This is a genomic window from Pseudoduganella sp. SL102 (assembly GCF_027856995.1).
GTDB lineage: Bacteria > Pseudomonadota > Gammaproteobacteria > Burkholderiales > Burkholderiaceae_D > Rugamonas > Rugamonas albidiflava.
Genome location: NZ_CP115554.1, coordinates 1,249,568 through 1,275,770, shown reverse-complemented (window position 1 = coordinate 1,275,770; position 26,203 = coordinate 1,249,568). Strand labels below are relative to the sequence as shown.

25 protein-coding genes and 1 tRNA gene are annotated in these 26,203 nt (G+C 64.3%); 14 read left to right on the top strand and 12 right to left on the bottom strand.

All coding sequences use genetic code 11. From position 1 onward, the window contains the following. The first annotated feature begins 1 nt into the window (after position 1). From OU994_RS05375 to trpC, 4 genes are read left to right on the top strand one after another with little or no spacing between them, the layout of a single operon-like run. Complete coding sequence (locus OU994_RS05375) at positions 2 to 586, top strand: aminodeoxychorismate/anthranilate synthase component II (protein WP_131147816.1); 585 nt, start codon at positions 2 to 4, stop codon at positions 584 to 586. A 2-nt stretch (positions 587 to 588) separates the two neighbouring features. Then, a complete protein-coding gene (gene trpD, locus OU994_RS05370) occupies positions 589 to 1,626 on the top strand; it encodes an anthranilate phosphoribosyltransferase (RefSeq protein ID WP_131147817.1) in 1,038 nt (345 codons plus the stop codon). Positions 1,627 to 1,634: 8 nt separating this feature from the next. Continuing rightward, complete coding sequence (locus tag OU994_RS05365; RefSeq protein ID WP_281609931.1) at positions 1,635 to 2,306, top strand: LysE family translocator; 672 nt, start codon at positions 1,635 to 1,637, stop codon at positions 2,304 to 2,306. 10 nt (positions 2,307 to 2,316) lie between these two features. After that, a complete protein-coding gene (gene trpC / locus OU994_RS05360) occupies positions 2,317 to 3,117 on the top strand; it encodes an indole-3-glycerol phosphate synthase TrpC (protein WP_281609930.1) in 801 nt (266 codons plus the stop codon). A gap of 162 nt (positions 3,118 to 3,279) precedes the next feature. On the opposite strand, the gene OU994_RS05355 is transcribed toward trpC, so the two are convergent. From OU994_RS05355 to OU994_RS05325, 7 genes are all read right to left on the bottom strand, one after another. Further along, complete coding sequence (locus tag OU994_RS05355; protein ID WP_281609929.1) at positions 3,280 to 4,446, bottom strand: GGDEF domain-containing protein; 1,167 nt, start codon at positions 4,444 to 4,446, stop codon at positions 3,280 to 3,282. Between the two features lies 1 nt (position 4,447). Further along, positions 4,448 to 6,304: a M61 family metallopeptidase gene (locus tag OU994_RS05350; protein ID WP_281609928.1), complete on the bottom strand. Its 1,857-nt coding sequence runs from the start codon at positions 6,302 to 6,304 to the stop codon at positions 4,448 to 4,450. After that, positions 6,301 to 6,903 carry a nucleotidyltransferase family protein gene (locus OU994_RS05345; RefSeq protein ID WP_281609927.1) on the bottom strand — a complete coding sequence of 201 codons (603 nt, stop codon included), beginning with the start codon at positions 6,901 to 6,903 and terminating at the stop codon, positions 6,301 to 6,303. The genes OU994_RS05350 and OU994_RS05345 overlap by 4 nt, the downstream gene beginning before the upstream one ends. Positions 6,904 to 6,907: 4 nt before the next feature. Further along, a complete protein-coding gene (locus OU994_RS05340; protein ID WP_373922552.1) occupies positions 6,908 to 9,160 on the bottom strand; it encodes a molybdopterin cofactor-binding domain-containing protein in 2,253 nt (750 codons plus the stop codon). 9 nt (positions 9,161 to 9,169) lie between these two features. Continuing rightward, a complete protein-coding gene (locus tag OU994_RS05335) occupies positions 9,170 to 9,628 on the bottom strand; it encodes a (2Fe-2S)-binding protein (RefSeq protein WP_281609926.1) in 459 nt (152 codons plus the stop codon). A gap of 90 nt (positions 9,629 to 9,718) precedes the next feature. After that, positions 9,719 to 10,441, bottom strand: a complete 723-nt coding sequence (locus tag OU994_RS05330; RefSeq protein WP_281609925.1) for a DsbC family protein — start codon at positions 10,439 to 10,441, stop codon at positions 9,719 to 9,721. Positions 10,442 to 10,498: 57 nt separating this feature from the next. Further along, entirely contained in the window at positions 10,499 to 11,713 is a 1,215-nt protein-coding gene (locus tag OU994_RS05325; RefSeq protein WP_281609924.1) for an FAD-dependent monooxygenase, read from the bottom strand. Between the two features lie 186 nt (positions 11,714 to 11,899). On the opposite strand from OU994_RS05325, the gene OU994_RS05320 reads away from it, so the two are divergent. From OU994_RS05320 to OU994_RS05300, 5 genes are all read left to right on the top strand, one after another. Beyond that, positions 11,900 to 11,975: transfer RNA gene (locus tag OU994_RS05320), tRNA-Phe, on the top strand. A 179-nt stretch (positions 11,976 to 12,154) separates the two neighbouring features. Then, positions 12,155 to 12,427: a DUF4242 domain-containing protein gene (locus tag OU994_RS05315; protein ID WP_281609923.1), complete on the top strand. Its 273-nt coding sequence runs from the start codon at positions 12,155 to 12,157 to the stop codon at positions 12,425 to 12,427. Positions 12,428 to 12,861: 434 nt separating this feature from the next. Next, positions 12,862 to 13,248, top strand: coding sequence for a BlaI/MecI/CopY family transcriptional regulator (locus OU994_RS05310; protein ID WP_281609922.1), 387 nt, complete (start codon positions 12,862 to 12,864; stop codon positions 13,246 to 13,248). A gap of 16 nt (positions 13,249 to 13,264) precedes the next feature. Continuing rightward, the gene (locus OU994_RS05305; RefSeq protein ID WP_281609921.1) at positions 13,265 to 14,518 is read left to right on the top strand and encodes a M56 family metallopeptidase; all 1,254 of its coding nucleotides are present in this window, start codon (positions 13,265 to 13,267) and stop codon (positions 14,516 to 14,518) included. Positions 14,519 to 14,658: 140 nt separating this feature from the next. Then, positions 14,659 to 15,747, top strand: a complete 1,089-nt coding sequence (locus tag OU994_RS05300) for a S41 family peptidase (RefSeq protein WP_281609920.1) — start codon at positions 14,659 to 14,661, stop codon at positions 15,745 to 15,747. A gap of 105 nt (positions 15,748 to 15,852) precedes the next feature. Here the strand turns inward: OU994_RS05300 and OU994_RS05295 are convergent, their stop codons facing one another. Further along, positions 15,853 to 16,308, bottom strand: coding sequence for a hypothetical protein (locus OU994_RS05295; protein ID WP_281609919.1), 456 nt, complete (start codon positions 16,306 to 16,308; stop codon positions 15,853 to 15,855). A 224-nt stretch (positions 16,309 to 16,532) separates the two neighbouring features. Here OU994_RS05295 and OU994_RS05290 point away from each other — a divergent pair, with 224 nt between their 5' ends. Together OU994_RS05290 and OU994_RS05285 are read left to right on the top strand one after the other, a co-directional pair. Further along, positions 16,533 to 17,228, top strand: coding sequence for an SDR family NAD(P)-dependent oxidoreductase (locus OU994_RS05290; RefSeq protein ID WP_281611584.1), 696 nt, complete (start codon positions 16,533 to 16,535; stop codon positions 17,226 to 17,228). A gap of 75 nt (positions 17,229 to 17,303) precedes the next feature. Further along, positions 17,304 to 17,726, top strand: a complete 423-nt coding sequence (locus tag OU994_RS05285; protein ID WP_281609918.1) for a nuclear transport factor 2 family protein — start codon at positions 17,304 to 17,306, stop codon at positions 17,724 to 17,726. Positions 17,727 to 17,801: 75 nt separating this feature from the next. Here OU994_RS05285 and OU994_RS05280 read toward each other — a convergent pair whose 3' ends face one another. The 4 genes from OU994_RS05280 to OU994_RS05265 form a co-directional block, all read right to left on the bottom strand. After that, positions 17,802 to 18,698: a hypothetical protein gene (locus OU994_RS05280; protein WP_281609917.1), complete on the bottom strand. Its 897-nt coding sequence runs from the start codon at positions 18,696 to 18,698 to the stop codon at positions 17,802 to 17,804. 71 nt (positions 18,699 to 18,769) lie between these two features. After that, positions 18,770 to 19,357, bottom strand: a complete 588-nt coding sequence (locus OU994_RS05275; RefSeq protein ID WP_131147831.1) for a TerD family protein — start codon at positions 19,355 to 19,357, stop codon at positions 18,770 to 18,772. 69 nt (positions 19,358 to 19,426) lie between these two features. Beyond that, positions 19,427 to 20,560 carry a toxic anion resistance protein gene (locus tag OU994_RS05270; protein WP_281609916.1) on the bottom strand — a complete coding sequence of 378 codons (1,134 nt, stop codon included), beginning with the start codon at positions 20,558 to 20,560 and terminating at the stop codon, positions 19,427 to 19,429. A gap of 162 nt (positions 20,561 to 20,722) precedes the next feature. Then, positions 20,723 to 21,511 (bottom strand): TetR/AcrR family transcriptional regulator, encoded by a 789-nt coding sequence (locus tag OU994_RS05265; RefSeq protein ID WP_281609915.1) that lies wholly within the window; start codon positions 21,509 to 21,511, stop codon positions 20,723 to 20,725. Here OU994_RS05265 and OU994_RS05260 point away from each other — a divergent pair. The 3 genes from OU994_RS05260 (at position 21,474) to gdhA (ending at position 26,179) form a co-directional block, all read left to right on the top strand. Continuing rightward, on the top strand, positions 21,474 to 22,502 hold the full coding sequence (locus tag OU994_RS05260) for an SDR family oxidoreductase (RefSeq protein ID WP_281609914.1): 1,029 nt from the start codon (positions 21,474 to 21,476) through the stop codon (positions 22,500 to 22,502). The genes OU994_RS05265 and OU994_RS05260 overlap by 38 nt on opposite strands. Before the next feature lie 369 nt (positions 22,503 to 22,871). Next, positions 22,872 to 24,455 (top strand): isocitrate lyase, encoded by a 1,584-nt coding sequence (locus OU994_RS05255; RefSeq protein WP_281609913.1) that lies wholly within the window; start codon positions 22,872 to 22,874, stop codon positions 24,453 to 24,455. A 380-nt stretch (positions 24,456 to 24,835) separates the two neighbouring features. Beyond that, positions 24,836 to 26,179 carry an NADP-specific glutamate dehydrogenase gene (gene gdhA / locus OU994_RS05250; RefSeq protein WP_281609912.1) on the top strand — a complete coding sequence of 448 codons (1,344 nt, stop codon included), beginning with the start codon at positions 24,836 to 24,838 and terminating at the stop codon, positions 26,177 to 26,179. Positions 26,180 to 26,203 lie beyond the last annotated feature (24 nt).

Here is a 26,203-nt window from a genome sequence, read left to right as displayed (position 1 = left end):
CATGCTGCTGATGATCGACAATTACGATTCCTTCACCTACAACATCGTGCAGTACTTCGGCGAACTCGGTGAAGACGTGCGCGTCCACCGCAACGACGAAATCACGATCGAAGAGATCGAAGCCATGAACCCGGACCGCATCTGCATCTCGCCTGGCCCGAAGGATCCGGCGCAGGCCGGTATCTCGGTCGAGGTGCTGAAGCACTTTGCCGGCAAAAAACCGATCCTCGGCGTGTGCCTCGGCCACCAGGCCATCGGCGAAGCGTTCGGCGGCAAGATCATCCGCGCCAAGGAAGTCATGCACGGCAAGACTTCGCCGATCGCCCACACGGCCGTCGGCGTGTTCAAGGACCTGCCGAGCCCCTTCACGGTGATCCGCTATCACTCGCTGGCGATCGAACGCGCCTCGCTGCCGGCCTGCCTGGAAGTGACGGCATGGACGGACGATGGCGAAATCATGGGCGTGCGCCACAAGGAATTCGACATCGAAGGCGTGCAGTTCCATCCCGAATCGATCCTCTCCGAACATGGCCACGCCATGCTGAAGAACTTCCTCGATCGCACCTCGTCGAGCGCAAAGGAATGACCATGCCGATCACCCACCAGGAAGCCCTGATCCGCTGCATCGAACACCGCGAGATCTTCCACGACGAAATGCTGCACCTGTTCCGCCAGATCATGAGCGGCGAAATGTCGCCCGTGATGGTGGCCGCGCTGACCATGGGCCTGCGCGTGAAGAAGGAAACCATCGGCGAGATCACCGCCGCGGCGCAGGTGATGCGCGAGTTTTCCACCAAGGTGCCGATGGCGGACACCACCAACCTGCTCGACATCGTGGGCACCGGCGGCGATGGCGCGCACACGTTCAACATCAGCAGCGCCGCCATGTTCGTGGCCGCCGCGGCCGGCGCGCGCATCGCCAAGCATGGTGGGCGCAGCGTGTCCTCCTCGTCCGGCAGCGCGGACCTGATCGAATCGCTGGGCGCCAACATCAACCTGAAGCCGGAACAGATCGCGCAATCGATCGCGCAGACCGGCATCGGCTTCATGTTCGCGCCGAACCACCACGCGGCGATGAAGCACGTCGCCCCGGTGCGCCGCGAACTGGGCGTGCGCTCGATCTTCAACATCCTGGGCCCGCTCACCAATCCGGCCGGTGCGCCCAATATCCTGATGGGCGTGTTCCACCCCGACCTCGTCGGCATCCAGGTGCGCGTGCTGCAGCGCCTCGGCGCCGAACACGCGATCGTGGTCTATGGCCGCGACAACATGGATGAAGTCTCGCTGGGCGCCGGCACGCTGGTCGGCGAACTGGTCGACGGCGAAATCCGCGAATATGAAATCCATCCGGAAGATTTCGGCCTGCAGATGGTCGCCAGCCGCAACCTGAAGGTGGCCAACGCCGCCGAATCGAAGGCCAAGGTACTGGGCGTGCTGTCCGGGGAAACCGGCGCCGCCACCGACATCGTCGCGCTCAATGCCGGCACCGCGCTGTATGCGGCCGGGATTGCGCCATCGATCGAGGTGGGCCTGATCAAGGCGCGCCAGGCGATCGACTCGGGCGCCGCGCTGGCCAAGCTGCACCAGTTCGTCGAAGTCACCCAGGCGCTCGGCGCCGACCACTGAGGCGCACCATGTTCGGCATCCACGACTTGACGCTGTTCATCGTTTCCGGGCTGCTGCTGAACATCATGCCCGGCCCCGATTCCCTGCTGATCATGGCGCGCAGTGCCACGCAGGGATGGCGCGCCGGCGTCGCCGCCTCGCTCGGCATCGGCGCCGGCACGATGGTGCACGTGCTGGCCGCGGCACTCGGCCTGTCGGCATTGCTGGCCACTTCCGCCACGGCGTTCACGGTGGTGAAGTGGATCGGCGCGGCATACATCGTATGGTGCGGCATCGGCATGCTGCGGGCCAAACTAACCCCAACGGCAGAAGCCGGGGTCAGACCCGACGGGTCTGACCCCAGGGTTACGTCGTTGGGTGGGAAGCACGCAAGCAACTGGCGTATTTTCGCCCAGGGCTTCCTCACCAACGTGCTGAACCCGAAGGTGGCGCTGTTCTTCCTGGCCTTCGTGCCCCAGTTCATCGATGCCGATGCACCGAACAAGCCGCTGGCCTTCATCATCCTGGGCTGCATCTTCAATTTCAACGGCATGCTGTGGTGTAACGGCCTGGCGCTGTTTACCGCCTTCGCGAGTTCGAAGCTGAAGGTCAAGCCGCGCGTGGCGCTGTGGCTGAACCGTATTACCGGCGGCCTGTTCCTTGCACTGGGCGCCCGCCTCGCCCTCGCCGACCGTCACTAAGAATACAAACATGTCCGATATCCTGAACAAGATCCTGGCCGTCAAGGCCGACGAAGTGGCCGCGGCCAAGAAGTACCGCAGCCTCGCCAGCCTGCGCGAGGAAGTGGAAGCCGACCGCGAGTCGCGCGCCGCGATCCGCGGGTTCGAGGCGAGCCTGCGCAGGAAGATCGCCGCCGGCCAGGCTGGCGTGATCGCCGAAGTGAAGAAGGCATCGCCATCGAAAGGCGTGCTGCGCGCCGATTTCCAGCCCGCGGCGATCGCGCAAAGCTATGCCGCTGGTGGCGCCGCCTGCCTGTCGGTGCTGACGGACGAGCAGTTCTTCCAGGGCTCCGTCGACTACCTGAAGCAGGCCCGCGCCGCCTGCGCGCTGCCGGTGATCCGCAAGGATTTCCTGGTCGACCTCTACCAGGTCTATGAAGCGCGCGCGATGGGCGCCGACTGCATCCTGCTGATCGTGGCCGGCCTCGATCACGGCCTGATGGCGGAGATGGAAGCGTGCGCCCACGAACTGGGCATGGACGTGCTGGTGGAATCGCACGACGGCGACGAACTGGCCGCCGCGCTGAAACTGAAGACCAACCTCATCGGCATCAACAACCGCAACCTGCGCACGTTCGAAGTGTCGCTGGATAACACCATCGACCTGCTCGACCGGATTCCAGCCGAGCGGATGGTGGTCACCGAATCCGGCATCCTGAACGGGGCCGACGTACGGCGCATGCGCGAGGCCAACGTGCATGCCTTCCTCGTGGGCGAAGCCTTCATGCGTGCCGAAGATCCGGGCACGGAGCTGAGCCGGCTGTTCGCCTGAGCTCCCTCCTCCGTGGCGGTGCATGCCGGAGCCACCGGCTGATGAGAACCGGTGTCTGACACCATTTCCAAGGAAAATGGTGTCAGACACCGGTGTTCGGCTGCCAGCGGCTACCGGCCCGAACCGTCACGCTCGATACGCGCCGGGCCTTCTGCGACTCACTCAAGCGGCCGCTTGCCACGTCTCGATCCGGTTCCGCCCGTTTTCCTTGGCGCGATACAGCGCCTCGTCGGCCCGGCACAGCAGCGCATCCAGCGGTTCTTCCGGATCAGTCTGCACCGCTACGCCGATGCTGGCGGTGCAGGAAGGCAGCTCGCCGGCATGTGCTTCGCGCAGCTGCCGCTGCACGCGCTGGGCCGCGCCGATCGCGCGCTTGCCATCCGTATCGGGCAGCAGCACGATGAATTCCTCGCCGCCGAAGCGGGCCAGCACGTCGGATTCGCGCAATGCCGAGCCGACCATCTGCGCCACGCTAACGAGCACCCGGTCGCCTTCGGCGTGGCCGAAGCGGTCGTTGATCCTCTTGAAATGATCCAGGTCAACCGACAGCAGGGCCAGGGTGCGGGCATGCTGCCGCATGCGCGCCATGCGGGCAACCTCGCGCGCATAAGCATCGCCGAAACCGCGCCGGTTCAGCACTCCCGTCAGCGGATCGCTCGCCGAACGGCGTTCGAGGATGAGGCGCAGCCGCTCGTAGGCCACCATCAGGAAGCCGACCGCCAGCAATGCCGGCTGCAATGCGGTCACGGCAAGGTAGAAGCCCTGGAAGATGCCGGGCCGGGTGACGTCCACCAGCGCCGTGCCGTGCGTCAGCGCGACCACGCCGCGCACGGTGACCAGCACGGTATTCACCGCGATCAGTGACCCGAAGAACAGCGTGGCAAGCTTGCGCCGGCCGTGGCCCAGCACGAGCACGAGCTGCGCTCCGCTGATCAGCGTGATGGGCACGCTCATCCAGGCCACCCGCGCCGCGTAGTCCGGCTCGGCCAGCAGGTAGTACAGCATGCCCACCAGCGCGAAGCCGCACGCTCCGCCCAGCATCGGCCAACCCGGTGCGAGGCCGTAGAAGCGCCGCAGGCCGATCACGCACAAGCCGTTACCGAACACGAACAGCACGTTCGCCACCGGCAGCACGAGCACATCGGGCAGCGTGCCGCGCAAGGCAAAGCAGAAGGCGGAGAACACCTGCACCGCCAGCGCGGCGCCCCAGTGGGTAAGGCCGCGCACCTCGGCGGGAAAACCGCGGCGGGCGCCGAACAGCACCGCGCTCATCACGGCGCACATCAGCGCCGCCATCAGCACGACGCTGAAGGGATCCAGCAACTTCACGTCAGCGCGGCGATGTCGGGCGCGATACCGCGCTCTTGCGCGCCGTATCGATCGCCAGCCCGATACCCGGCACGCGGTCGCCCTGGAGCTGCACCGCGAACGTCATCAGTTCATCGCGGCGGAACGCATGCACCTGCACCGTGTCGCCGACACGGTAACGGGACAGCAGCGACTCCAGGTTGGACGGATTGCCCGTGACGCGCAGGCCGTCGATGGCCACCAGCAGGTCGCCCGCCGACAGGCCGGCACGGTGCGCGGCACCGCCCTCGTGGACGGCGGACAGTTTCGCATCGGCGCCCTCGCGGCCGATGTTGGCATCCAGGCTGGGCTTGGCCGGCTTGCGCTCGTCCGTGTACTTCACGCCGAACGGCGCCAGCAGCTTCGCCAGCGGCACGTCCTCGGTGCCGCGGATATATTTCTCGAAATAGCTCTTCAGCCGCATGCCGCTGATCTCGTCGAACAGCGCTTCCACCTCGGCCGGCGTCACGCCGCGGCGGCCGTCGGGGTAGAAGTCGCGGCCGTAGCGCTGCCACAGCGCCAGCATGATGTCGTCCAGCGAACGCTTGCCGCCCGACTTCTGGCGGATCGTCAGGTCCAGGCCCAGCCCCACCAGCGAACCCTTGGCGTAATAGCTGACGATGGCATTCGGTGCGTTCTCGTCTTGCCGGTAGTACTTGCTCCAGGCATCGAAGCTGGATTCGGCCACGCTCTGCTTCGTACGGCCGGCGCTGCGCAGCACGCTGCCCACGGTCTTGCCCAGCATCTTGAAATACGTGGCCTCGCTGATCATGCCGGAGCGCACCAGGAACAGGTCGTCGTAGTAGCTGGTGAAGCCTTCGAACAGCCACAGGAGCGGCGTGTAGTTTTCCACCTGCAGGTCGTAGGGCGCGAACACGGCCGGCTTGATGCGCTTCACGTTCCAGGTGTGGAAGTATTCGTGGCTGCACAGGCCGAGGAACTTGATGTAGCCCTCGCTTCTCTCCCGGCCCAGGGCAGCCGTGGTCGGCAGGTCGGCGCGCGCGCAGATCAGCGCCGTCGAAGCGCGGTGTTCCAGGCCGCCGTAGCCGTCGCCGACGGCCAGCGTCATGAATACGTAGCGGTCCATTGGCGCTTTCCTGGTCCTGGGCTCGAAGAAGGCGATCTGGGTTTCGCAGATCGCCTTCAGGTCGGCGCACAGCCGCGCCATGTCCAGGTTCGGCACGCGGCCGGTGATGACCACGTCGTGCGGCACGCCGTGCGCCGTGAACGTGGCCAGCGCGAAATCGCCCATCTCGACGGGGCTGTCGATCAGCTCATCGTAATCGGCCGCCACATAGGTGCCGAAGCCGTAGCGCCTGGCCTTCAGCTCCGGCAGTGCGGTGGCCACGCGCCAGGTACGGGCGGCGTCTTCCGCCGGACGCACGATGTCGACCACGTGGGGAACATGCTCCTGCCCGGCCACGCGCAGGAACACGCTGGTGCCGTTGAAGAAGCCGTGGGTCTGGTCCAGGTGCGCGGCACGCACGGAAAGGTCCCATGCATACACGTCGTACTGCACGGTCAGCGCTCCCTCGACAGGCGGCGCCTGCCACGAATGCTTGTCCAGTTTCGCCAGGGCGACGGGCTGGCCATCGGCCTCGGCGCGGATCTGCACGATGTTGCGGGCGAACTCGCGGATCATGTAGCTGCCCGGAATCCAGGCCGGCAATGCCAGCAACTGGCCCTCGGGAGAAGGCTCCTGCACGGTCAGCGTTACCTGGAACAGGTGAGCGGAGAGATCCTTTGGGACGATGGCATAGGCCACGGCGGGCGCCGCGGCACGCGGCGCCTTGGCTTTCCTGACCGGCGTTTTTTCTTTGATCGACGTTTTGTTTTTCATTGCATGAGGTCGGGCGGAGTATCGATGTCGAGCAGGATGCCCGGGTCATCCACCGCCACTTCGTTGACGATATTATCCCTTACGATCCCGCGCGCACCCCGGTCTCCGGACAGCGCGAGCAGTTGCGGCAAGTGCCGGCGGCTGAAGGCCACCGGGTTGCCGCGCTCCGTGCCTGACGCGGTCCGGTACACCGGCACCGCGATATCGGCACCCTGTGCCACCGCGCCTGCCAGGGCGGCGATGGTGGCCGGCCGCACGCGGGGCATGTCGCCCAGCGCCACCACCCAGCCGGATGCATCCAGCGCGTGCCGAAGCCCGTGGACGAGCGACGCGGCCATGCCGCTGTCCGCCTCGGCGCAAGCGGTCACTTCACAGCCGAGTGCCGCCAGTTGCGCGGCCGTGGCTTCGTCGCCCTCGCGCACCACGGCCACCACGCGCGGCAGCACGGCCAGCAGGTGCCGCGCACTGTGCACCACGACCGGCACGCCGCCGATCGGCTGCAGCAGCTTGTTGCGCTGCCCCAGCGGGTCGAAGCGCCGGCCGCGGCCGGCGGCAAGCAGGATGCCGGCGAGCGGCAACCGCGCGGCGGCGTCGGCCATGCGCTTACGCCACTTGCGGCGCGGCCGCCGAGGCCAGGTCGAACGGCAGCTTGCGCAGCCGCTTGCCCGTGACACGGAACACGGCGTTCGCGAACGCCGGCGCCAGCGGCGGCAAGCCCGGTTCGCCCATGCCGCTCGGCGGTTCGGTCGACGGCACGATGTGCACTTCGACCTGGGGCATGTCCGTCATGCGCGCCACCGTGTAGTCGCTGAGCTGGCCCTGTTCCACGATACCATCCTTGAGCGTGATGGCGGCGCCCGGCAAGGTGGTGCCCACGGCCATCAGCACGGCGCCCTGCACCTGCGCCTCGATGGTGAGCGGATTGACCGGCTGGTTGCAGTGTACCGCCGCCGTCACCTTGTGCAGCTTCGGCGTGCCGTTCTCCACCGACGCCGTGACCACGTAGGCCACCACGGTGCCGAACGATTCATGCACGGCCACGCCGTAAGCCTGCCCTTCCGGCAGCTTCACCGTGCCGTAGCCGGATTTGCCGACGGCGAGTTCGAGCGCCAGGTGATGGCGCTTGTGCTCTTCCGGAATCAGCTTCCTGCGGTACGCCACCGGATCCATGCCGGCCGCCACGGCCGCCTCGTCGATCAGCGTTTCCATCACGAACGCGGTATGCGTCGCGCCCACCGAGCGCCACCACAGCACGGGCACGTTGGCCTGCGCGTTGTGGACGGACAGCTGCATCGGCACCTTGTAGGGCTCGCCCATGCCTTCGACCATCGTGGCATCCACGCCGTTCTTCACCATGAAGGGCTCGAACGCCGTGCCGCTGATGATCGACTGGCCGACGATCACATGATTCCAGCCCACGATATTGCCGCCGGCATCGAGCCCCAGCTCGGCGCGATGCACGTGCGACGGGCGGTAATAGCCGCCCTTGATGTCATCCTCCCGGCTCCAGATCACTTTCACGGGGCCGCCCTTGCCGGCTTTCGCGTAAGCCTTCGCGACATTCACGGCTTCCACGATATAGTCGGAACCGGGCGTGGCGCGCCGGCCGAAACCGCCGCCCGCCATCATCGTGTGCAGGGTCACCTGCTCCGTTTTCAGGCCCGCCGTTTTCGCGGCCGCGGCCTGGTCCATCATCTGGAACTGGCTGCCGGCCCAGATCGTGCAACTGTCGCGCTTCAGGTCGACCACGCAGTTCAGCGGTTCCATCGGCGCATGCGCCAGGTACGGGAATTCATAGACGGCCGAGATCTTCTTCGGCGCGGCAGCCAGTTTGGACGTATCGCCCTGCTTCGCCACCGTGCCGGGTTTCGCCGCCAATGCGCGGAAAGCCGTGAACTGTTCGTCGGTACTGACCTTCTCCACGCCGGCCGTGTCCCATTCGATCGCCAGCGCGTCGCGGCCCAGCTTCGCCTGCCAGTAACCTTCCGCGATGACGGCCGCGCCGCTGCCGCCACGGTCCACGTCGACCGGCAGCACGGCGATCACGCCCTTGATTTTCTTCGCCGCCGCGGCATCGAATTTCTTCACCTTCGCGCCGAATACCGGCGGCCGCGCCACCACCGCCACTTTGGTGCCGGCCGGCTTGAAGTCCATGCCGAACTGCTGGCTGCCGTTCGATTTCGCCCGCGCGTCCAGCCGCGGCATCGGCTTGCCGATGAAGCGGAATTTCTCGACGTTCTTCAGCACCACGTGTTCCGGCACCGGCTGCTTCATCGCCGCCTCGGCCATCTGGCCATAAGTCGCCTTCTTGCCGCCCGGACCGGTGAGCTGGCCCTTCGCCGCCTTCACCTGGTTGACCGGCACCTTCCACTGTTCGGCCGCCGCCGCCACCAGCATCGCGCGCGCCTTCGCGCCGATCTCGCGGTACTGCACCCACGAGTGGGCCACGGAACCGGATCCGCCGGTGATCTGGATGCCCATTACCGGATCCTTGTAGGCTTCGCCGGCAGGCGCCAGCACGCCGCGGATCTGCGACCAGTCGGCATCGAGTTCCTCGGCGATCAGCATCGGCAGCGCGGTCTGCACGCCCTGGCCGAATTCCAGGCGGTTTACCTGCACGGTGATCGTGTTGTCCGGCGCGATGCGCAGGAACGCGTTGGGCTGCTGCGACGGCTTCGGTTCCGCCGCGCGGGCCATCCGCCCGCCGCCCGTGAACGTGAAGCCGAGCACCAGGCCGGCGCCGGCCGCCTTCATGAAGCCGCGGCGCGAGGTCGGGGAAATACCCTCGGCCTTGCCGGCAACCAGCGCTGCCAGGTCTTGCCCGTCACCATTCCCAATAAGCCATTGTTTACGCATGTGATCTCCTTAGGCGAGGGTTTTCGCCGCATCCTTGATGGCGAGGCGGATGCGCTGGTAAGTGCCGCAGCGGCAGATATTGCCGGCCATGGCGCCATCGATGTCGGCGTCGGTCGGCGCCTTGTTCGTCTTCAGCAGCGCGGCGGCGCTCATCACCTGCCCGCTCTGGCAGTAACCGCATTGCGGCACGTCGTGCTTCACCCAGGCGTCCTGCACGGCCTTGCCCACCTTGTCGTGTTCCATGGCTTCGATCGTGGTGACCTTCTGGCCCACCGCGGCGGAAATCGGCGTCACGCACGAGCGGATCGGCTGGCCGCCCAGGTGCACGGTGCAGGCGCCGCACAGCGCCGCGCCACAGCCGAATTTCGTGCCGGTCATGTTCAGGTTGTCGCGCAGCGCCCACAGGATCGGCGTCGACGGATCGGCGTCGACCTGCGTGTCGCGCCCGTTGATGTTCAGGGTGACCATGGAGTACTCCTAGTTTTGCGGCTTTTTATAATGAAAGCGGCGCGCTTCGAGGGCGCGCCGGTCCGGTGAAGATCGTGCAAGGCAACTGTGTTACTTGAGCGAGGCGAACTTCGCTTCCAGCGCCGCGGCGTCGATGGCGCCCGGCACGCGGCTGCCATCGGTGAAGAAGATCGCCGGCGTGCCTTCCAGGCCCAGCTTGTTCCCCAGCGCCAGCACCTTGTCGTTCGGCGCGGTGCAGCCGGCCGGCGCTTCGGGTGCCTGCTTGTTGTTCAGCATCCAGTCGTCCCAGGCGCGGTTGCGGTCCGCCGCGCACCAGATGTTGCGCGACTTCGCCGTGGAATCGGCCGACAGGATGTTGTACATGAACGTGTAGACGGTGATGTTGTCGACCCTGGACAGCGTCTCGCGGCGGAATTTCTTGCAGTAGCCGCAGTTCGGGTCTTCGAAGAGGGCGACCACGCGCTTGCCGTTGCCTTTCACCGTCTTCAGCGCCAGTTCCAGCGGCAGGTCGGAGAATTTGATGCGGTTGACTTCGTCGATGCGCGCCTGGGTCACGTCTTCCCTGGTCTTCAGGTTGAAGATATGGCCGGCGAACAGGTAGGTACCGGTCTTGTCCGTGTAGCGGATCTCGTTGCCGATGCGGATCTCGTAGAGGCCGGAATACGGCGTGGCCTGGATGGAATCGATCTTGATGTTGGGGCCAAGCTTCGGCTCGACGTTCTTGCGGATGGTGGCTTCGACACCGTTGTCGGCGCCCGCGCACGACATCAGCAGCGCCGATGCCAGCACGAGGCCGGTTTTCATGAACTTCATAAACTCTCCGGGTGGAACAGGGAGACGGCGTGGGATCGCCGCGCCGTCCGGGTAAGATCAGTGCCGGCCCAGCGCGTGCGACATGAGCGAACGCTTGACGAAAGGCAATTTGTCCAGCAAGTTTAGCCCGAAATTGCGCACCGCGCGCACGGGTTCGAGGTTGGCGCCGAACAAGCGCTGCAAGCCGTCGGTGGCGGCCTGCATCAGCAGCACGTCTTCCTTGCGCGCGCGGGCATAGCGGGCGAGCACGCGCTCGTCGCCGATCGAGCGGTGCTCTTCGCGCTCCGTGACAGCGTCCACCAGGTCGCGTACATCGCCGAAACCCAGGTTCATGCCATGGCCGGCCAGCGGATGCACCACGTGGGCAGCGTCGCCGATCAATGCCACGCGTTGCGAAACGAGCGAATGCGGCCGCACCAGCGACAGGGGGAAGGCGCGCACCGATTCCGGCAGCACGGGTGTCAGCTTGCCCAGCTTGTCGGCGGCGAATTCGGCCAGCCGGTCGGCCAGCGCCTGCGCCCCTTCGGCGCACAGCTGGTCGGCCAGGTTGTCCGGCGCGGACCAGACCAGCGACACGCGGTTGCCCGGCAGCGGCAGCAGGGCCACGATGCCGCGGTCGCACGTAAACCACTGGAACGCGGCACCGTGGTGCGGCAGCTCCGTCTCGAAGTTGGCGACCACGCCCTGCTGGCCATACGGCTTGTAATCGAGGCCGATGTCGCACTGGCCGCGCACCCACGACTGGGCGCCATCCGCGCCCACCACCAGCGACGACTTGACGGCGCTGCCATCGGCCAGTTGCACGGTGGCGTGGTCCTCGTCGCACTTCAGCGCCACCGCCCGGCCGCTCACGACATGCACGTCGCGGGCGAAGCGCAGCGCCGCATCGAGCGCCTCGTTCAGGTTGCGGTCTTCGACGATCCAGGCCAGCGTGTCCGCATGAGCGCCATACGCGTCGAAATTGAGGTGGCCGGGCTGTTCGCCGTCGCCCTTGATGATCATGCCGTCCACCGGGGCGATGCGCACCTGGTCCATCGCGCCCCAGACCTTCAGGTTCGACAGCAGCTCGTGCGCCGTGTGGTTCAGCGCATACACCCGCACGTCCCAGCTGGGCTCGAGCCCATCCGGCTTCGCCGCGGCGGGTGGGCCGAGCAGGGTGACGCTCTGCCCGGCCTGGGCGAAGGCCAGCGCGGCCGCCTTGGCGATCGCGCCGTTGCCGACGATGCAGACCGCCGTCTGCACATGGTGCTTGGAAGAGGATGGCGTGTTCATTGTGCCATTATAACTTTCGCCCGCCGACGGGGCGCGCGGGCTGGCGCTTCAATTCCACACTGGCGCGGTTCCTTGCGGATTGGCGATCCGCGCATTCGCTTCCAGCGCACCGGTTCCATCTGTTTGGGACGCGACTTAGAAAAGACTATTGCAACTCTGCATTGAGCTGCTATAATGCGGCCTCTTGGCCTGGTAGCTCAGTTGGTAGAGCAGAGGATTGAAAATCCTTGTGTCGGTGGTTCGATTCCGCCCCGGGCCACCAAGAATTCAGCAGTAACGCAAAACGCCACCTTCGGGTGGCGTTTTGCGTTACTGAACGTTCGACCATCTTATACGGCATTGCACCGCAAAGCGATTGCCCTGCGTTTGGTTTTACGCTACTTTATCCGGGCAGTCTCAAAGGTGTCATCGCCAGTCCTTCATAACAGCAAGGAGACAGATATGCCGCGCTATATGGTTGAACGCAGTTTCCCCGATGGTCTCAACATACCCGTCAACGCCGCTGGCGCAGACGCCTTGAGCAAAGTGGTCCAGACCAACAGCGAGCAAGGCGTTACCTGGGTCCATTCCTACGTGAGTACCGATAAAACCCACACGTTCTGCATCTACGATGCGCCAACGCCTGAGGCAATCCGGCAGGTCGCCGAGCGCAACGGATTACCGGTCGATAATATTACTGAAGTCGCGGTGCTGGCCCCGTATTTCTATCATTGAAGGCCAGGCAGAGGATTGAAAATCCTTGTGTCGGTGATTCGATTCCGCCCCGGGCGACCAAGAATTCAGCAGTAACGCAAAACGCCACCTTCGGGTGGCGTTTTTTGTTTCCGGATCGATAGCCTGCTTTCCGGCCGATTCCGGTCTACCTCTACATTCTCCCTGGCAGCTGTCGGGTTGGCCCGGCGCTCGGGATCTCCATGCGCCGCCGCTGCCAGGAACTGATCAGCTGCCCCTCTCCCCATGGGCTTACGCCAACCGCGCAGTGATCGGCGTAGCCGAGGATCGCAGCCTGCCAAGGATACTGGCGGCTACTGCTTGCCGCAGCGCGACGCTGCGCAGGTCCCATTCGAACGCGATTGATGAAAGAAACATATCCATTGACAGGAGATTATCCTAAACCTATAGTACTAAGACATTAGTAGAGGAACCAGATGAACGAACCACAACCCACCGAAGGCGAACTGGCGATCCTGCGCATCCTGTGGCGGCGGGGTGAGCCCGCCACGGTGCGCGAGGTGCACGACGAACTCCTGCAGGTAAAAGACACCGCGTACACGACAGTGCTGAAGATGCTGACGATCATGGCCGAGAAGGCATTGGTCGGACGCGATGAATCCGAGCGCAGCCACCGTTATTTCGCGCTGTATTCGGAACCATTGGTCGAGACGTCGATGCTGAAAAACTTCCTGCGCAATGCATTTTCCGGCTCAGCCTACAAGCTGGTGCAGCGTGCCATCGATACGGACACGGCGAGCGATGAGGAACTCGACGCCATCGGCAAACTGATCGCCGACGCAAAACAGCGGCGCATGAAATGAGCCGCCCGGGCCCGGCATGATTACCCACCACCACCAGATCATTACCGCCATCGCCTTCGCGCTGCTGCACTCGCTGTGGGAAGTGGCGGTACTCGGCCTCTTCGCAGCGGTCAGCTTCATGCTGCTGCGGCACGGCGCGGCATGGCAGCGCCATTCAGTCGGGCTGGCCTGGATGCTGGCGATGTGCGCTGCTCCGCTGTTGACCGCTGTCGGGTACCTCCGGCAATGGCCCGCGCCAACGGGTGGCGGCAGCCCGGGCTTCGACGTGCCGGGATTGGCAAGCACTGTGGACATGGGCGCGGTGCCGTCCTGGACTGACTGGATACTGCCGGCCATGACTTTCATGTGGCTGGCGGGCGTTGCGGTAATGCTGGCGCTGCGCTGGGGCGGCTGGCTATTCTTGCGTAACATCGACAGTTCCGCCCCCGCTGTCTTGCCCGATGAGTGGGCTTTGCGCATCGAACAGTTGCGCGCCGCGTCCGGCATCGCGCGCAGGGTGACGGTCCGTGCCGGCAGCCAGATTGCCACCCCGTTTACCGCATATGTGCTGCGCCCCGTCATCTGGCTTCCCACGCGCCTGCTGGCCAGCCTGCCGACGGACCAGCTGGCCGCGCTGCTGGCGCACGAATTGGCCCATGTGCGCCGTCTCGACTGGATCTGGAACCTCGTGCAGCACTGCGTGGAAAGCTTGCTGTTCTATCACCCGGCGATGTGGTGGCTGAGCCGGCGCGTGCGCGAGGAACGCGAGCTGGCCTGCGATGCGCTTGCGGCCCAGGTATGCGGCGATCCGCTTGTGCTCGCCGAGGCGCTGGCCAGCCTGCAGCGGGAGCGGCCGCGCTTCCCATCGGTGGGCCTGGCGCTTGCCGCGCAGGGCGGTGCCTTGCGGCTGCGGGTAGCCCATCTGGTGCAGGCCCGGCACGAACGGGCCTGTGCGCGTCATCGCGGCGCCGCCGGGCTCCTTTTGATTGCCGCCTGCCTGTGCTGCATGCTGGCGGCTACGGTTCGCCTGCCGCATGCCCTGCTGATCAACATGCAGGTACGTGAATCCATGCGAGGCCCCCTCGCGTCCGGGCACTACCGTGAATTCAGCGCCAGTTACCTGTTCGACGCGCAGCGCTACTATCGCCTGGCCATCGACCGCGACGGCCACCGGCTCGAGCTGTATCGGGAAGACGGGGTCGCCAGGCCGGTCGATGGACAGGTGCGATCCTGGGTGGCTGCCATGTCCGCCATGCACACGGGCACGCCGGAACGGGCATCCGGCAGATGAGAGGACGCGGCGCTTGAACACGAAGGAAAGCGCCGAACCGGACTTGCATGAAGCTTCGGCTGCGCCGGCGGCAAGCGCATGGTTGCGCATTTTTTTTCCCACAACTACTAATCAATTAGTAGACAAACCTGGAGGTTGGCATGGCAAGCAAGAGAAAAGTTATCGCGGGCGTAGTACTCGGTACCCTGTTTTCGCTTCCCGCACTGGCGGCAGAGCATTCTCCCCTGAACGAGGCCGAGCGCAGTGCGGTCGTGCAGACCCTGGCAGCGAAAATAAAGTCGAACTACATCCTGCCGGAGGTGGGCGAGCGCGTCGCCAATTCGATTGTCGAAAAAAATGCCGAAGGAGGCTATGCCGCCGCCACGACCGCACAGGCGTTCACTGCGGCGCTGTCGAAGGATCTACGTGAACTCAGCGATGACCAGCATTTCCTGGCGATGCACGATGAACGTTTCCGCGAGCGTGGCGGCAGCAACGATGTGCCGAGCAGTGCGGAGATGAGCGAACAGCGCGATAACATGATACGGGAGGGCCACGGTATCAAGAAGATCGAACGCCTTCCAGGCAATGTCGGTTATATCGAACTGCGCGGGTTCGGGCCCACCGAATTCGTCGGCCCGGCATACACGGCGGCGATGTCGCTGGTCGCAGGAACGGATGCGCTGATCCTGGACCTGCGCCATAACAGCGCCGGCCGTCCTGCCAGCGTGGCTTACCTGATGAGCCATTTCTTCCCGCTCGGGGACGAGCGCCACCTCAACGACATCTATGATCGCCCATCCGATACGACCAGGCAGTACTGGACGCTGGCGGCGATCACGCAGCGTTACGACAAGCCGGTGTACGTGCTGACCTCGGCCGGGACGTTTTCCGGCGGGGAGGAATGCGCCTATGATTTTCAGACGCAAAAACGCGGAATACTGGTGGGCGAAACGACCGGGGGCGGCGCAAATCCCGTAACACCCTACAGCGTGGGGCGAGGGATCGTGGTCGGCATCCCCGTTGCACGGACGATCAATCCGGTTACCAGGACCAGCTGGCAAAAAGTCGGCGTGAAGCCGGACATCGCGGTGCCTGCGGCGCAGGCACAACAGACAGCGCATATCGCGATCCTGCGAAACCTACTGTCATCGGCCAAGGACGACCGGCAACGCAGCAGCTTGCAGCGCACCCTTGCCATGGTGGAGAAAGGGGGAAGCGAAGCGCAGGCCCCCACGCTCAGGCAGTAAAGTAAAACGCCACCTTCGGGTGGCGTTCCTGTTTCCGGCATCCCGGTCGGGAAACCCGGTCGATTTTCGGGTTGCATGGCCCTGCCGCAGCCACATGGACAACCCTCAATCTTTCCTTTCCCGCATTTCCACATCGACCACCGTGCCACCGGTGTCCCCGGAAGGACGTTGGCCAGACATGAATTTCGGGAGAAACGACAACACCCGGCCGGAGATGGCCCGCCATATCCAGGGATATGCGAGCAGAAAAGCCGTGGTAAAACCGGTGAAGAGCGCGGGCACGTATTCGCCCCGCCACACGAGGGTCGACAGGCAAAGCGCAAGCAAGCCGACCATGACTGGCCGGCGCACAGGTTTCGGCAACAGGCCGGCCATGCGCATTTTCCCGTTGCGAATCGCGGGAAACCTGGCAAAGACGACGCCCAGGAGCAGCCCGGTCATGACCCTGCCAATGCCGAGATAGTCAGCCAGGACGCCGATGACAAGAAAACCCGTATAAGTCATCGTGCCGGCCAGCGCTGCCAGCACGAGCAATGCGGCGGCGAGCGATAACCTTGGCATGCGGATCACCGCTCTGATCAACAGACGTAGGATTTTGTGTACTCCTGCAAATGGGTGGAAGGCGATCGCAAATCTTACAGCACCCGCCCGTATCGGGTCGTTCGGTGGAGACAGGATGCGGCAGAATGGTCGTCCCGGCGCGGCGGTTCATGGCGCCCTTTCAACGCGCAATAACGCGCCATAACGCGCGATAACGCGCGGTCGACAACGGAGCATCCACCATGATGAACAGCCTGCCCCACCCATTCCACGCCCTGGTCATCGGCGCCTCGGGCACGATCGGGGCGGCCTTCGTCAACCTGCTGGGAGATACGCCGGGCTGTGCAGCGGTGCATGGCCTGCATCGCCACTCGACGCCGCCCATCGACTTCGCCGACGAACACAGTGTCGCCGAGGCGGCACGCATCCTTGGCGACGGCCGGCGTTACCACTTGATCGTCAATGCGGCGGGGCTGTTGCACGGCGACGACTTCATGCCGGAAAAGCGCCTGGCCGATCTCGACTACGCGCAAATGCAGGCGACGTTCCAGGCCAATACCTTCGGCCCCGCACTGGTGCTGCGCCATTTCGTTCCGCTGCTCGCCGGCGAGCGCGCGATCATGGCCATGCTGTCGGCGAAGGTGGGCAGCATCGGCGACAACCGGCTGGGTGGCTGGTACAGCTATCGCGCATCCAAGGCCGCCCTCAACATGCTCGTCAGGACCGCCGCCATCGAAGTGGCGCGCAGCCAGAAAAACAGCGTGCTGGTGGCGCTGCACCCGGGCACCGTCAACTCACGCCTGTCGCAACCGTTCCGGGGCGAGACCATCGGGCGGCAAGCCCAGGATGCCGTGGCCGACATGCTGCGCGTGCTCGACGCGCTGACACCTGCCGACAGCGGCTCGTTCAGGTCCTATAATGGGGCGGAACTGCCCTGGTAGGGATGCCCGCCACGCCAGCGCGGCCCTGGCCCGCATTCAGCAACTCATTCAGCAACTCAGCCGGCGAATTCGACAATGACAGACAACGACTCGATCGAAGCAGAAGTCCTCCGTGCCTTCAAAGGGCTGGTCGATGCCTCCGAAGCACTCGATGCAAGCCGCTATCTTGAATTCATCGACAGAGAAAAATTCACCGGCCTCGGTGCCGATGGCAAGGTCTGGCACGCCTTCGAGGACCTCGAAAAGCTCATCTCGGCCGGCTTCGAAATGGTCCAGAAAATCGTCTCCCTCGAGTTTTCCAACGTCAAAGTGACCGTCATCGATGCCTCGACTGCCATTCTCGTGAATGAATACAGGCAGACCATTCTGTTGAAAAACGCCGGGACGGTGCAACAAGCCGGTGGTGGCACACAAGTCTGGTCCCGTTCCGAAAATGGATGGAAGCTGGTCAGCATTTCCGCCAGCGATGCCGGCCCCAGGGCCGAAGCGGTGTTCTGAAACCGGCAGTCCATGCCGGTGGCTTGACGCGTTATCGGCGCACGGCACGCAAGAAAACTGCCGCTGCCAATCCCTTCATTCGCCGCCCTGCGCCTGTGCCATTTCCAGCGCGGGCAAGGTGACGGTCAGGAAGGACGACACCTGGCCGATCAGGTCGGCGGCCTGCTGGCGCACCTGCCCCATCTGCAGGATCGACAGCTCGGCCTGGCGCATGGCCTGCTGGATCAGCGTGCGCCGCTGCGTGAGCGCATCCAGCAGCGCCGCATCCGCAGCGCCACCGGCCAGTTCACTCGCCACGGCAAGCGCCGCCCCGTGCAGCGTGAGGTTCCGCGCCGACTCTTCCAGGTCGCGCATGGCCACTTCGCTGTCCGCCATGAGCTGCAGGAGCTGCGCCCGGGCTGCCGTGAGCGCGGGCTTGAACCGGGCAGGCGATGCCGGGCGGCGGAACAGCTTGCCGAACATGCCCGGCGTGTCCCGGGTGCTCTCGAGCGCTTCGTCCAGCAGCGCGGGCACGCCCATCCGGGAAAACGCCAGGACCAGCTCGGTAATGGGCTGGAGCAGCGCGGCCTGCCCCATCAGCGGCCCTTCCGCCCACTCGGCCACCAGTGACAGCCTGACCGGCAGGAGGCGGCGGAACAGCGCGGCCAGGCGCTGTTCCGAGTGCTCGAACAATGCCGGGAAGCTGACGCGGGCGGTTGCCAGGGCATCACGCACCGCGGGATGATCTTCGCTCTCGAACAGCGCCCTGGCCACGGCGTTTGGGATCATTCCCGTGGGTGCAACTGTCGCGGGAAGATCGTCGAACGACAGCGCCTTGGGCGCCCCGCCCCTTGCCGCCGGCGCAGCGGGTTGCGCGGGTTCCTGCGCGTCGCCGAAGTCGAATGCCCGCGGCACGGCAGGAGGACCGGCTGGATCGGCGGGAGGCTCCGGCTCCTCGCCGAAGTCGAATGCCCTGGGCTTCTGGTGTGTCATCGGTCAATCGGCATCGGGAGCAATCGGCGTCGCCCGGCACAAGGCGTTGCGGCGGGAAGGCGCGACCGTCTTCAGACGGTGCCGCCGAGCTTGCGGATGAAGGTTGCCAGGTTCAGCTTGAAACCGGCGCCGACGGCCTGGAAACGCCATTCGCCATCCTTGCGGTACAGCGAGCCGAACTGCAAGGCGGTCTTGTCCGAGTAGTCTTCGTCCAGGTCGTATTGCGCGATGATCTCGCCGGTATCGTCGTTGTACACCTTCACGTAGGCGTCGTTGACGCGGCCGAAAGTCTGTTTGCGCGCCTCGGCATCGTGGATCGTGACCACGATCGGCATCTCCACAACGCCCGGTTCCACCCTGGCCAGGTCGACGGTGATGACTTCGTCGTCGCCATCCTTGTCGCCCGTGCGGTTGTCGCCGGAGTGCACCACGGCGCCATCCGGGGACTTCGTGTGATTGTAGTAAACGAAGTGGGCATTGCTGAGCATGACCGGGTGGTCGTCCGCGTTCTTCCCGCACAGGAATACTGACGAATCGAGATCGAATGCCTGGCCTTCGGCTGCGTTGACCTTCCAGCCGAGACCGATACGAACACGCTTCAAGCCCGGCGCGGCTTTTTCGAGATTGATGCGATGGCCAGTTTCGAGCATCGTCGACATGGGCTTTCCTTATATGGTGAAAAGAATATTTTCGCTGGAATGCGCAGCCGGATCAATGGCCGCTGCCGGTCATTGCACGCCCGCCTGCGCGCCTGGCGAAAAGCGCGTGATCAGTTCGCGCTCCAGCTCCTGCAGTTTCGGCAGCTCGTCCTTGCGGCGCTGCTGGCCTTCGTTCGATATCTGTTCGAGCTTGTCGAACGCGGACACCAGCTGCGCCTGCACATGCTGGGCGGTTTCCAGGCTGACCAGTGAACGCTGTTTGGCGCGGGCCACCGTTTCGGTATTTTCCAGCAGCATGTCGGCCTGGGCGCGGAATGCCGCGTCGGTGGCGTCGTAGGCGGCGTTGGCGACCGCCGCGCTCTGCTTGGCTTCCAGCTGCAACAGGTAGAGCGAGAAGACGTTGCGCCAGGCTGGAATGGACACGTTGACGATATCCGTGAACGTGTCCGTCAGCGCGCGGGCATTGTCTTGCGACAGGCGGATCTGCGGCACCATCTGCGTGGCCATCAGCATCGCGCGGCGCAGGTCGTCGATGCGCTTTTCCAGGCGTTCGAGACGCCGCTTGAGCTCGGTAGCCTGCTGCGCTTCGAAAGCGTTGGCGGCCGTGCCCTGCTGCGCGACCGCCTGCCGCAGCTGGACCGCCCAGCCCTCGCCCTTCTTCACGTCGGCATCCAGGCCCTGGTAGTAGCTTTCCAGGCCCTTGTACATCTCGTCGAAATCCTGGATGCGTCCCCTGTGCACATTGGCGTGGCGCGTCATCTCCGCCACCAGCGTATCCATGCGCGATTCGACCACCTGGTATTGCGACAGCATCTTTTCCTTGACCGAGCCGAACATGTTCGTGACGCGCGACAGCAGGCCGCCCGAGCGCAGCCTGGCCGGATCCAGGCCCTTGGACGTGGCGATCAGTTCATTCAACTGTGTGCCGAACACATCGGCATCCGACGCCCGCACGGTGCCGAGCAGCTTGGCCGACACCTTCGCCACTCCGGCGCCGGTGGAGCCACCCAGGCTCTCGATGGCCTTGTCATCGATACCGGAGAGATCGACACGGACCACCGGGGCTGCGCTCGCCTCGGGGCGCGCCGCGGGCAGATTGTCCGTCGGGCGGGAAGGGTCGAGCAGCGGCGGGAACGCGGGAGCGGGAGCCACGGGCAGCGCGGATGCCGCGTTCGCTTCCTCGTCGGAAAACAGCGGTTTCATAAATTTCCTTCAGGTTGGAGTGACAACATTCACAGCTTACACCGGACCATCCGGCTGGGCGAGCGTCGCCGCCCGCCATGGCCGGTTTCCAGGATGCCGTGGCTACCATGCGCTACCGGTCCGCGCCGGGATGGCATCCCGTGACAACCCGGTCCGGCGGATTCAACGATCGGCTGCCCCGGCCAGCGGCGCACCGGCGACCAACCCGCGCAGGAATACCAGGATCAACCGCCCCGACGGGTCGGGCCGCCCATCTCCGCCTTGCAGCGCCAGGCCATGGGCCAGCGCCATGAACGCGGCGGCCAGCTCTTCCGGCTCGGCTGGCGGCAGGCGACCCAGGGCGGTAAACAGTTTGCGGACCACGTGGCCCAGCCTGCTCCGGTGGGTATCCCATACGGCCTGGTATTTCGCTGCGAACGTCGGGCTGCGGGTGGCATGCAACTGCAGCTCGATCGACATCATGCTCCAGTTGATGTCCTGGTTGAGCGTGGCGGCCCACGCTTCCAGTCCCGCGAAGATCTGCTCGGGCGTGCTGTCTCCGGCCTGCATCACACCCGACAGCTGCACGGCTTCCGCTTCCATATGCCCAGTCAGCAACTCGAGCAAGACCTCTTCCTTGCTGGCGAAGTTGGAATAGAAGGCGCCCTGCGAAAAACCGGCCTGCTCCGCGATGTCGCGAATCGAGGTGGCGCCATAACCATTTGCAACGAACAGCTGCTGTGCGGTTTCGATCAGCCGGGTGCGGGTTTGCGCCTGGTTTTCCGCGCGGCTCAGGCGCTTTCTCGATGGGGAAACATTCATGCTCGTAAAGATAGCACATGAAATCCGGATTTCAGAAAATCCAGATATCAATTGACATTTAAAAAGCCATCCCGCAGAGTAGATATCACTTGAACTTTGAAAATCAATTGATATGCAAGATAACACCTCATTGCGCTGCGCTTTCGTCACGGGAGCAACCGGGCTGCTCGGCAACAACCTGGTACGGGAACTCGTCTGGCGTGGCGTTACCGTCAAGGCCCTGGTCCGCTCGGCGCCGAAAGGAACACGCCAGTTTGCAGGCTTGACGGGAATTGACCTGGTAGAGGGCGACATGGCCGATGTGGCGGCCTTCGCCCACCAGTTGCAAGGGTGCGATGCGGTATTTCATACCGCGGCTTTTTTTCGCGATAACTACAAGGGCGGCAGCCACTGGCAGGAACTGGAACGCATCAATGTGCAGGGCACGGCTTCGCTGATCGAGCTGGCCTACCGCGCCGGGGTACGCCGCTTCGTCCACACCTCGTCCATCGGCGTGCTGCAGGGGAAACCCGGGATATCGGTCGACGAGTCATGCCTGCGCGACCTGGACGACGCCGACGATTACTACCGCAGCAAGATATTGGCCGACCAAGCCGTGCTGCACTTCCTGGCGACCCATCCGGACATGCATGCGAGCCTGGTGCTGCCCGGGTGGATGTGGGGGCCGGCCGACATCGGCCCTACCTCGTCCGGACAGTTCGTCAACGACGTGGTGCGCGGCAAGCTGCCGGGCGTGGTCCCTGGCAGCTTTTCCGTGGTGGACGCCCGCGACGTGGCGCAAGCACATATCGCGGCGGCATTGCGAGGCCAGCGAGGCGAACGTTATCTGGCGGCGGGCCGCCACATGACGATGCGGCAGCTGGTGCCCTTGCTGGGCAGGGTTGCCAATGTCGCGACACCGACGCGGGAGCTGCCTTTGCCCATGCTGTACCTCCTGGCGGCAGTGCAGGAACTCTATGCACGCGTCACCGGCCGGCCTGTCCTGCTCAGCCTGGCCACGGTGCGGCTGATGGCCAGGGAAGCCGGTCGTACCCATTTTAATCACGCCAAGAGCGAGCGAGAACTTGGCCTGGCGTTCAGGCCGTTCGAAACCACCGTGGCCGATACGGTTGCCTGGTACCGCGGCCAGGGCTGGTTTTGACGCCAGTCCGGTACGCGCCCTGCTCCAATCGACCTGGCCCAAATCTTGAATGCGACGCTGTGGTTCCTGCAGCTGAAAATCCATTTCACAATGTGGATTCCAGCCGGACGGGAAACGGCCGGGTCATTTCATTTACTGATTTTTCATGCCGCATCATGAAAAACTTACGATAACCCATTGTTTTTGATCGAAATAAATTCACTCATGTGTCTTATATAAGAGTGGACGCGACCCGGCCAGAAGGTCTATTCTGTGTACATGGAGACGCGCTTGATTCACCGCCTTCCAAAGCAGGCTGTGAACCGGCGCAACGCACAACGACACGACTTTCGATCCGCTTACTCTTACTACTTCTACCGGGAGTTTCACATGTCACAGTACCAAGACGATATCCAAGCCATCGCCACCCTCAAGGACAAGGAAGGCAGCGCATGGAATGCCATCAACCCCGAGTCCGCCGCACGGATGCGCGCCCAGAACCGGTTCAAGACCGGCCTCGATATCGCCCGGTACACGGCCGCGATCATGCGCGCCGACATGGCGAACTACGACGCCGATTCCTCCAAGTACACCCAGTCGCTGGGCTGCTGGCACGGCTTCATCGGCCAGCAAAAAATGATCTCGATCAAGAAACACTTCCAGAGCACCGAGCGCCGCTACTTGTACCTCTCCGGCTGGATGATCGCCGCCTTGCGCTCCGAGTTCGGTCCGCTGCCTGACCAGTCGATGCATGAAAAGACCGCCGTCGCCGGCCTGATCCGCGAGCTGTACACTTTCCTGCGCCAGGCCGATGCGCGCGAACTGGGCGGCCTGTTCCGCCAGCTGGACGCCGCCCCCGAAGGCCCTGCCCGGCAAGCGATCCAGGACCAGATCGACAACCACGTGACGCACGTGGTGCCCATCATCGCCGACATCGACGCCGGTTTCGGCAACGCCGAAGCAACCTACCTGATGGCCAAGCAGATGATCGAGGCGGGTGCCTGCTGCATCCAGATCGAGAACCAGGTTTCCGATGAAAAGCAGTGCGGCCACCAGGATGGCAAGGTCACGGTTCCGCATGAAGACTTCCTCGCCAAGATCCGCGCGGTGCGCTACGCCTTCCTGGAACTGGGCGTGGATGACGGCCTGATCGTTGCGCGTACCGACTCGCTGGGTGCCGGCCTGACCAAGCAGATCGCCTTCACCCGCGAACCGGGCGACCTGGGCGACCAGTACAATTCCTTCCTGGATGCGGACGAAGTGACGGTCGATTCGATCGCCAACGGCGATGTCGTGATCAAGCGCGATGGCAAGCTGGTTCGGCCGAAGCGCTTGCCGAGCAACCTGTTCCAGTTCCGTCCTGGCACCGGCGAAGCGCGTTGCGTACTCGATTGCATCACCTCGCTGCAAAACGGCGCCGACCTGCTGTGGATCGAGACCGAAAAACCGCATATCGCCCAGATCGGCGGCATGGTGAAGGAAATCCGCAAGGTGATCCCCAACGCCAAGCTGGTGTACAACAACAGCCCGTCCTTCAACTGGACCCTGAACTTCCGCCAGCAAGCCTATGACGCCATGAAGGAAGCAGGCAAGGATGTGTCCGCTTACGAGCGTTCGCAACTGATGAGCGTGGAATACGATGGCACCGAACTGGCGATCGCCGCGGACGAAAAGATCCGTACGTTCCAGGCCGACGCTGCCCGCGAAGCCGGTATCTTCCACCACCTGATCACGCTGCCGACCTACCATACGGCCGCACTGTCGACCGATAACCTGGCGAAGGAATACTTCGGCGAGCAGGGCATGCTGGGCTACGTGGCCGGCGTCCAGCGCAAGGAAATCCGCCAGGGCATCGCCTGCGTCAAGCACCAGAACATGTCGGGTTCGGACATCGGCGACGACCACAAGGAATATTTCAGCGGCGAAGCTGCGCTGAAGGCCTCAGGCAAGCACAACACGATGAACCAGTTCTGATTGAGCCGAACGGCTTGCAGGCCACGAGCTTGCAGGCCAGCCAGCGGTCCTGGGAAAACGCCACTCGAACAGCGGTTCGGGTGGCGTTTTTTATTGCCGTGTCTTCGCAGCGGGAGCTGATTACCGCGTCCGCCGCGGTCCCGCTTTTCCCGCCTCCCCGCACCGGCGCCACCTTGGCATCCGGCGCTCCAAGCAATCAAATTCCTGATTCGACGCCCGTCGCCCACTAAAATTTTGCAAGTGACACTTTTGCCGAAGCATCTTTATTTGTTATGATCGGCCTTGCTATGCACGGCTTTGGTGCGCAATGCACCCGAATGATGCATATCCGCTCTCCGCCGTCTCTCCCGCAGCGACGCCTTTCGTTCTTTGGGATTCACATGAAATACGCATCCGTACACCAGTTCCTGCAGCACGTCGCCGACCGCAATCCTGGCCAGCCTGAATTCCTGCAGGCCGTTACCGAAGTGATGGAAAGCCTGTGGCCCTTCATCGAAGCACACCCGAAATATGCCGAGCAGGGTTTGCTGGACCGCCTGGTCGAACCCGAGCGGGTCGTGATGTTCCGCGTCTCCTGGGTCGACGACCATGGCCAGGTGCAGGTCAATCGCGGCTACCGCATCCAGCACAGCATGGCCATCGGCCCGTACAAGGGCGGCCTGCGCTTCCACCCGTCCGTCACCCTGTCCGTGCTGAAATTCCTGGCCTTCGAGCAGACCTTCAAGAATGCGCTGACGACGCTGCCGATGGGCGGCGGCAAGGGCGGCTCCGACTTCGACCCGAAAGGCAAGAGCCCCGGTGAGGTGATGCGCTTCTGCCAGGCCTTCGTGAGCGAACTGTTCCGCCACGTGGGCTCGGACACCGACGTTCCCGCCGGCGACATCGGCGTGGGCGGCCGCGAAGTCGGCTACATGGCCGGCATGATGAAAAAGCTCAGCAATCGCGCCGACTGCGTGTTTACCGGCAAGGGCCTGAGCTTCGGCGGCTCGCTGATCCGCCCGGAAGCGACCGGCTACGGCACGGTCTACTTCGCGGACGAGATGCTGAAAACGCGCGGCCGTTCCTTCGAAGGCTTGCGGGTCAGCGTCTCCGGCTCGGGCAACGTGGCGCAATACGCGGTGGAAAAGGCGATGGAACTGGGCGCCAGGGTCATCACCGTATCGGATTCGAGCGGCACCGTGATCGACGAGGATGGTTTCACGCCTGAAAAGCTGGCGATCCTGATGGAGGTGAAGAATCATCACTATGGCCGCGTCAGCGACTACGCGGAACGCACCGGCAGCCGCTTCGAAGCCGGCGTCCGGCCATGGCACATCCCGGTGGACGTCGCCCTGCCCTGCGCGACGCAGAACGAGCTCGATGCGGACGATGCCGCCATGCTGATCCGGAACGGCGTACTGTGCGTGGCGGAAGGCGCCAACATGCCCTCCACCATCGAGGCGGCGAAAGCCTTCGAGGCCGCCGGCGTGCTGTATGCGCCGGGCAAGGCCAGCAATGCCGGCGGTGTCGCCACGTCCGGCCTGGAAATGAGCCAGAACGCCGAGCGCATCAGCTGGCCGCGCGAGGAAGTGGATGGCCGCCTGCTGCAGATCATGCAGGGCATCCACGCGGCCTGCCTGAAGTACGGCGCCCGGCCGGACGGCAGCGTCAGCTACGTGGATGGCGCGAACATCGCCGGCTTCGTGAAGGTGGCCGATGCGATGCTGGCGCAAGGCGTGATCTGATCGTCGCGCAGTGAAAACGAACGC

Excerpts from the sequence above, each read along its gene's own strand:
- OU994_RS05375 (WP_131147816.1), top strand. The coding sequence starts at position 2 with ATGCTGCTGATGATCGACAATTACGATTCCTTCACCTACAACATCGTG.
- trpD (WP_131147817.1), top strand. The coding sequence starts at position 589 with ATGCCGATCACCCACCAGGAAGCCCTGATCCGCTGCATCGAACACCGC.
- OU994_RS05365 (WP_281609931.1), top strand. The coding sequence starts at position 1,635 with ATGTTCGGCATCCACGACTTGACGCTGTTCATCGTTTCCGGGCTGCTG.
- trpC (WP_281609930.1), top strand. The coding sequence starts at position 2,317 with ATGTCCGATATCCTGAACAAGATCCTGGCCGTCAAGGCCGACGAAGTG.
- OU994_RS05350 (WP_281609928.1), bottom strand. The coding sequence starts at position 6,304 with ATGAAAAACAAAACGTCGATCAAAGAAAAAACGCCGGTCAGGAAAGCC.
- OU994_RS05345 (WP_281609927.1), bottom strand. The coding sequence starts at position 6,903 with ATGGCCGACGCCGCCGCGCGGTTGCCGCTCGCCGGCATCCTGCTTGCC.
- OU994_RS05340 (WP_373922552.1), bottom strand. The coding sequence starts at position 9,160 with ATGCGTAAACAATGGCTTATTGGGAATGGTGACGGGCAAGACCTGGCA.
- OU994_RS05335 (WP_281609926.1), bottom strand. The coding sequence starts at position 9,628 with ATGGTCACCCTGAACATCAACGGGCGCGACACGCAGGTCGACGCCGAT.
- OU994_RS05330 (WP_281609925.1), bottom strand. The coding sequence starts at position 10,441 with ATGAAGTTCATGAAAACCGGCCTCGTGCTGGCATCGGCGCTGCTGATG.
- OU994_RS05325 (WP_281609924.1), bottom strand. The coding sequence starts at position 11,713 with ATGAACACGCCATCCTCTTCCAAGCACCATGTGCAGACGGCGGTCTGC.
- OU994_RS05315 (WP_281609923.1), top strand. The coding sequence starts at position 12,155 with ATGCCGCGCTATATGGTTGAACGCAGTTTCCCCGATGGTCTCAACATA.
- OU994_RS05310 (WP_281609922.1), top strand. The coding sequence starts at position 12,862 with ATGAACGAACCACAACCCACCGAAGGCGAACTGGCGATCCTGCGCATC.
- OU994_RS05305 (WP_281609921.1), top strand. The coding sequence starts at position 13,265 with ATGATTACCCACCACCACCAGATCATTACCGCCATCGCCTTCGCGCTG.
- OU994_RS05300 (WP_281609920.1), top strand. The coding sequence starts at position 14,659 with ATGGCAAGCAAGAGAAAAGTTATCGCGGGCGTAGTACTCGGTACCCTG.
- OU994_RS05295 (WP_281609919.1), bottom strand. The coding sequence starts at position 16,308 with ATGCCAAGGTTATCGCTCGCCGCCGCATTGCTCGTGCTGGCAGCGCTG.
- OU994_RS05290 (WP_281611584.1), top strand. The coding sequence starts at position 16,533 with ATGAACAGCCTGCCCCACCCATTCCACGCCCTGGTCATCGGCGCCTCG.
- OU994_RS05285 (WP_281609918.1), top strand. The coding sequence starts at position 17,304 with ATGACAGACAACGACTCGATCGAAGCAGAAGTCCTCCGTGCCTTCAAA.
- OU994_RS05280 (WP_281609917.1), bottom strand. The coding sequence starts at position 18,698 with ATGACACACCAGAAGCCCAGGGCATTCGACTTCGGCGAGGAGCCGGAG.
- OU994_RS05275 (WP_131147831.1), bottom strand. The coding sequence starts at position 19,357 with ATGTCGACGATGCTCGAAACTGGCCATCGCATCAATCTCGAAAAAGCC.
- OU994_RS05270 (WP_281609916.1), bottom strand. The coding sequence starts at position 20,560 with ATGAAACCGCTGTTTTCCGACGAGGAAGCGAACGCGGCATCCGCGCTG.
- OU994_RS05260 (WP_281609914.1), top strand. The coding sequence starts at position 21,474 with ATGCAAGATAACACCTCATTGCGCTGCGCTTTCGTCACGGGAGCAACC.
- OU994_RS05255 (WP_281609913.1), top strand. The coding sequence starts at position 22,872 with ATGTCACAGTACCAAGACGATATCCAAGCCATCGCCACCCTCAAGGAC.
- gdhA (WP_281609912.1), top strand. The coding sequence starts at position 24,836 with ATGAAATACGCATCCGTACACCAGTTCCTGCAGCACGTCGCCGACCGC.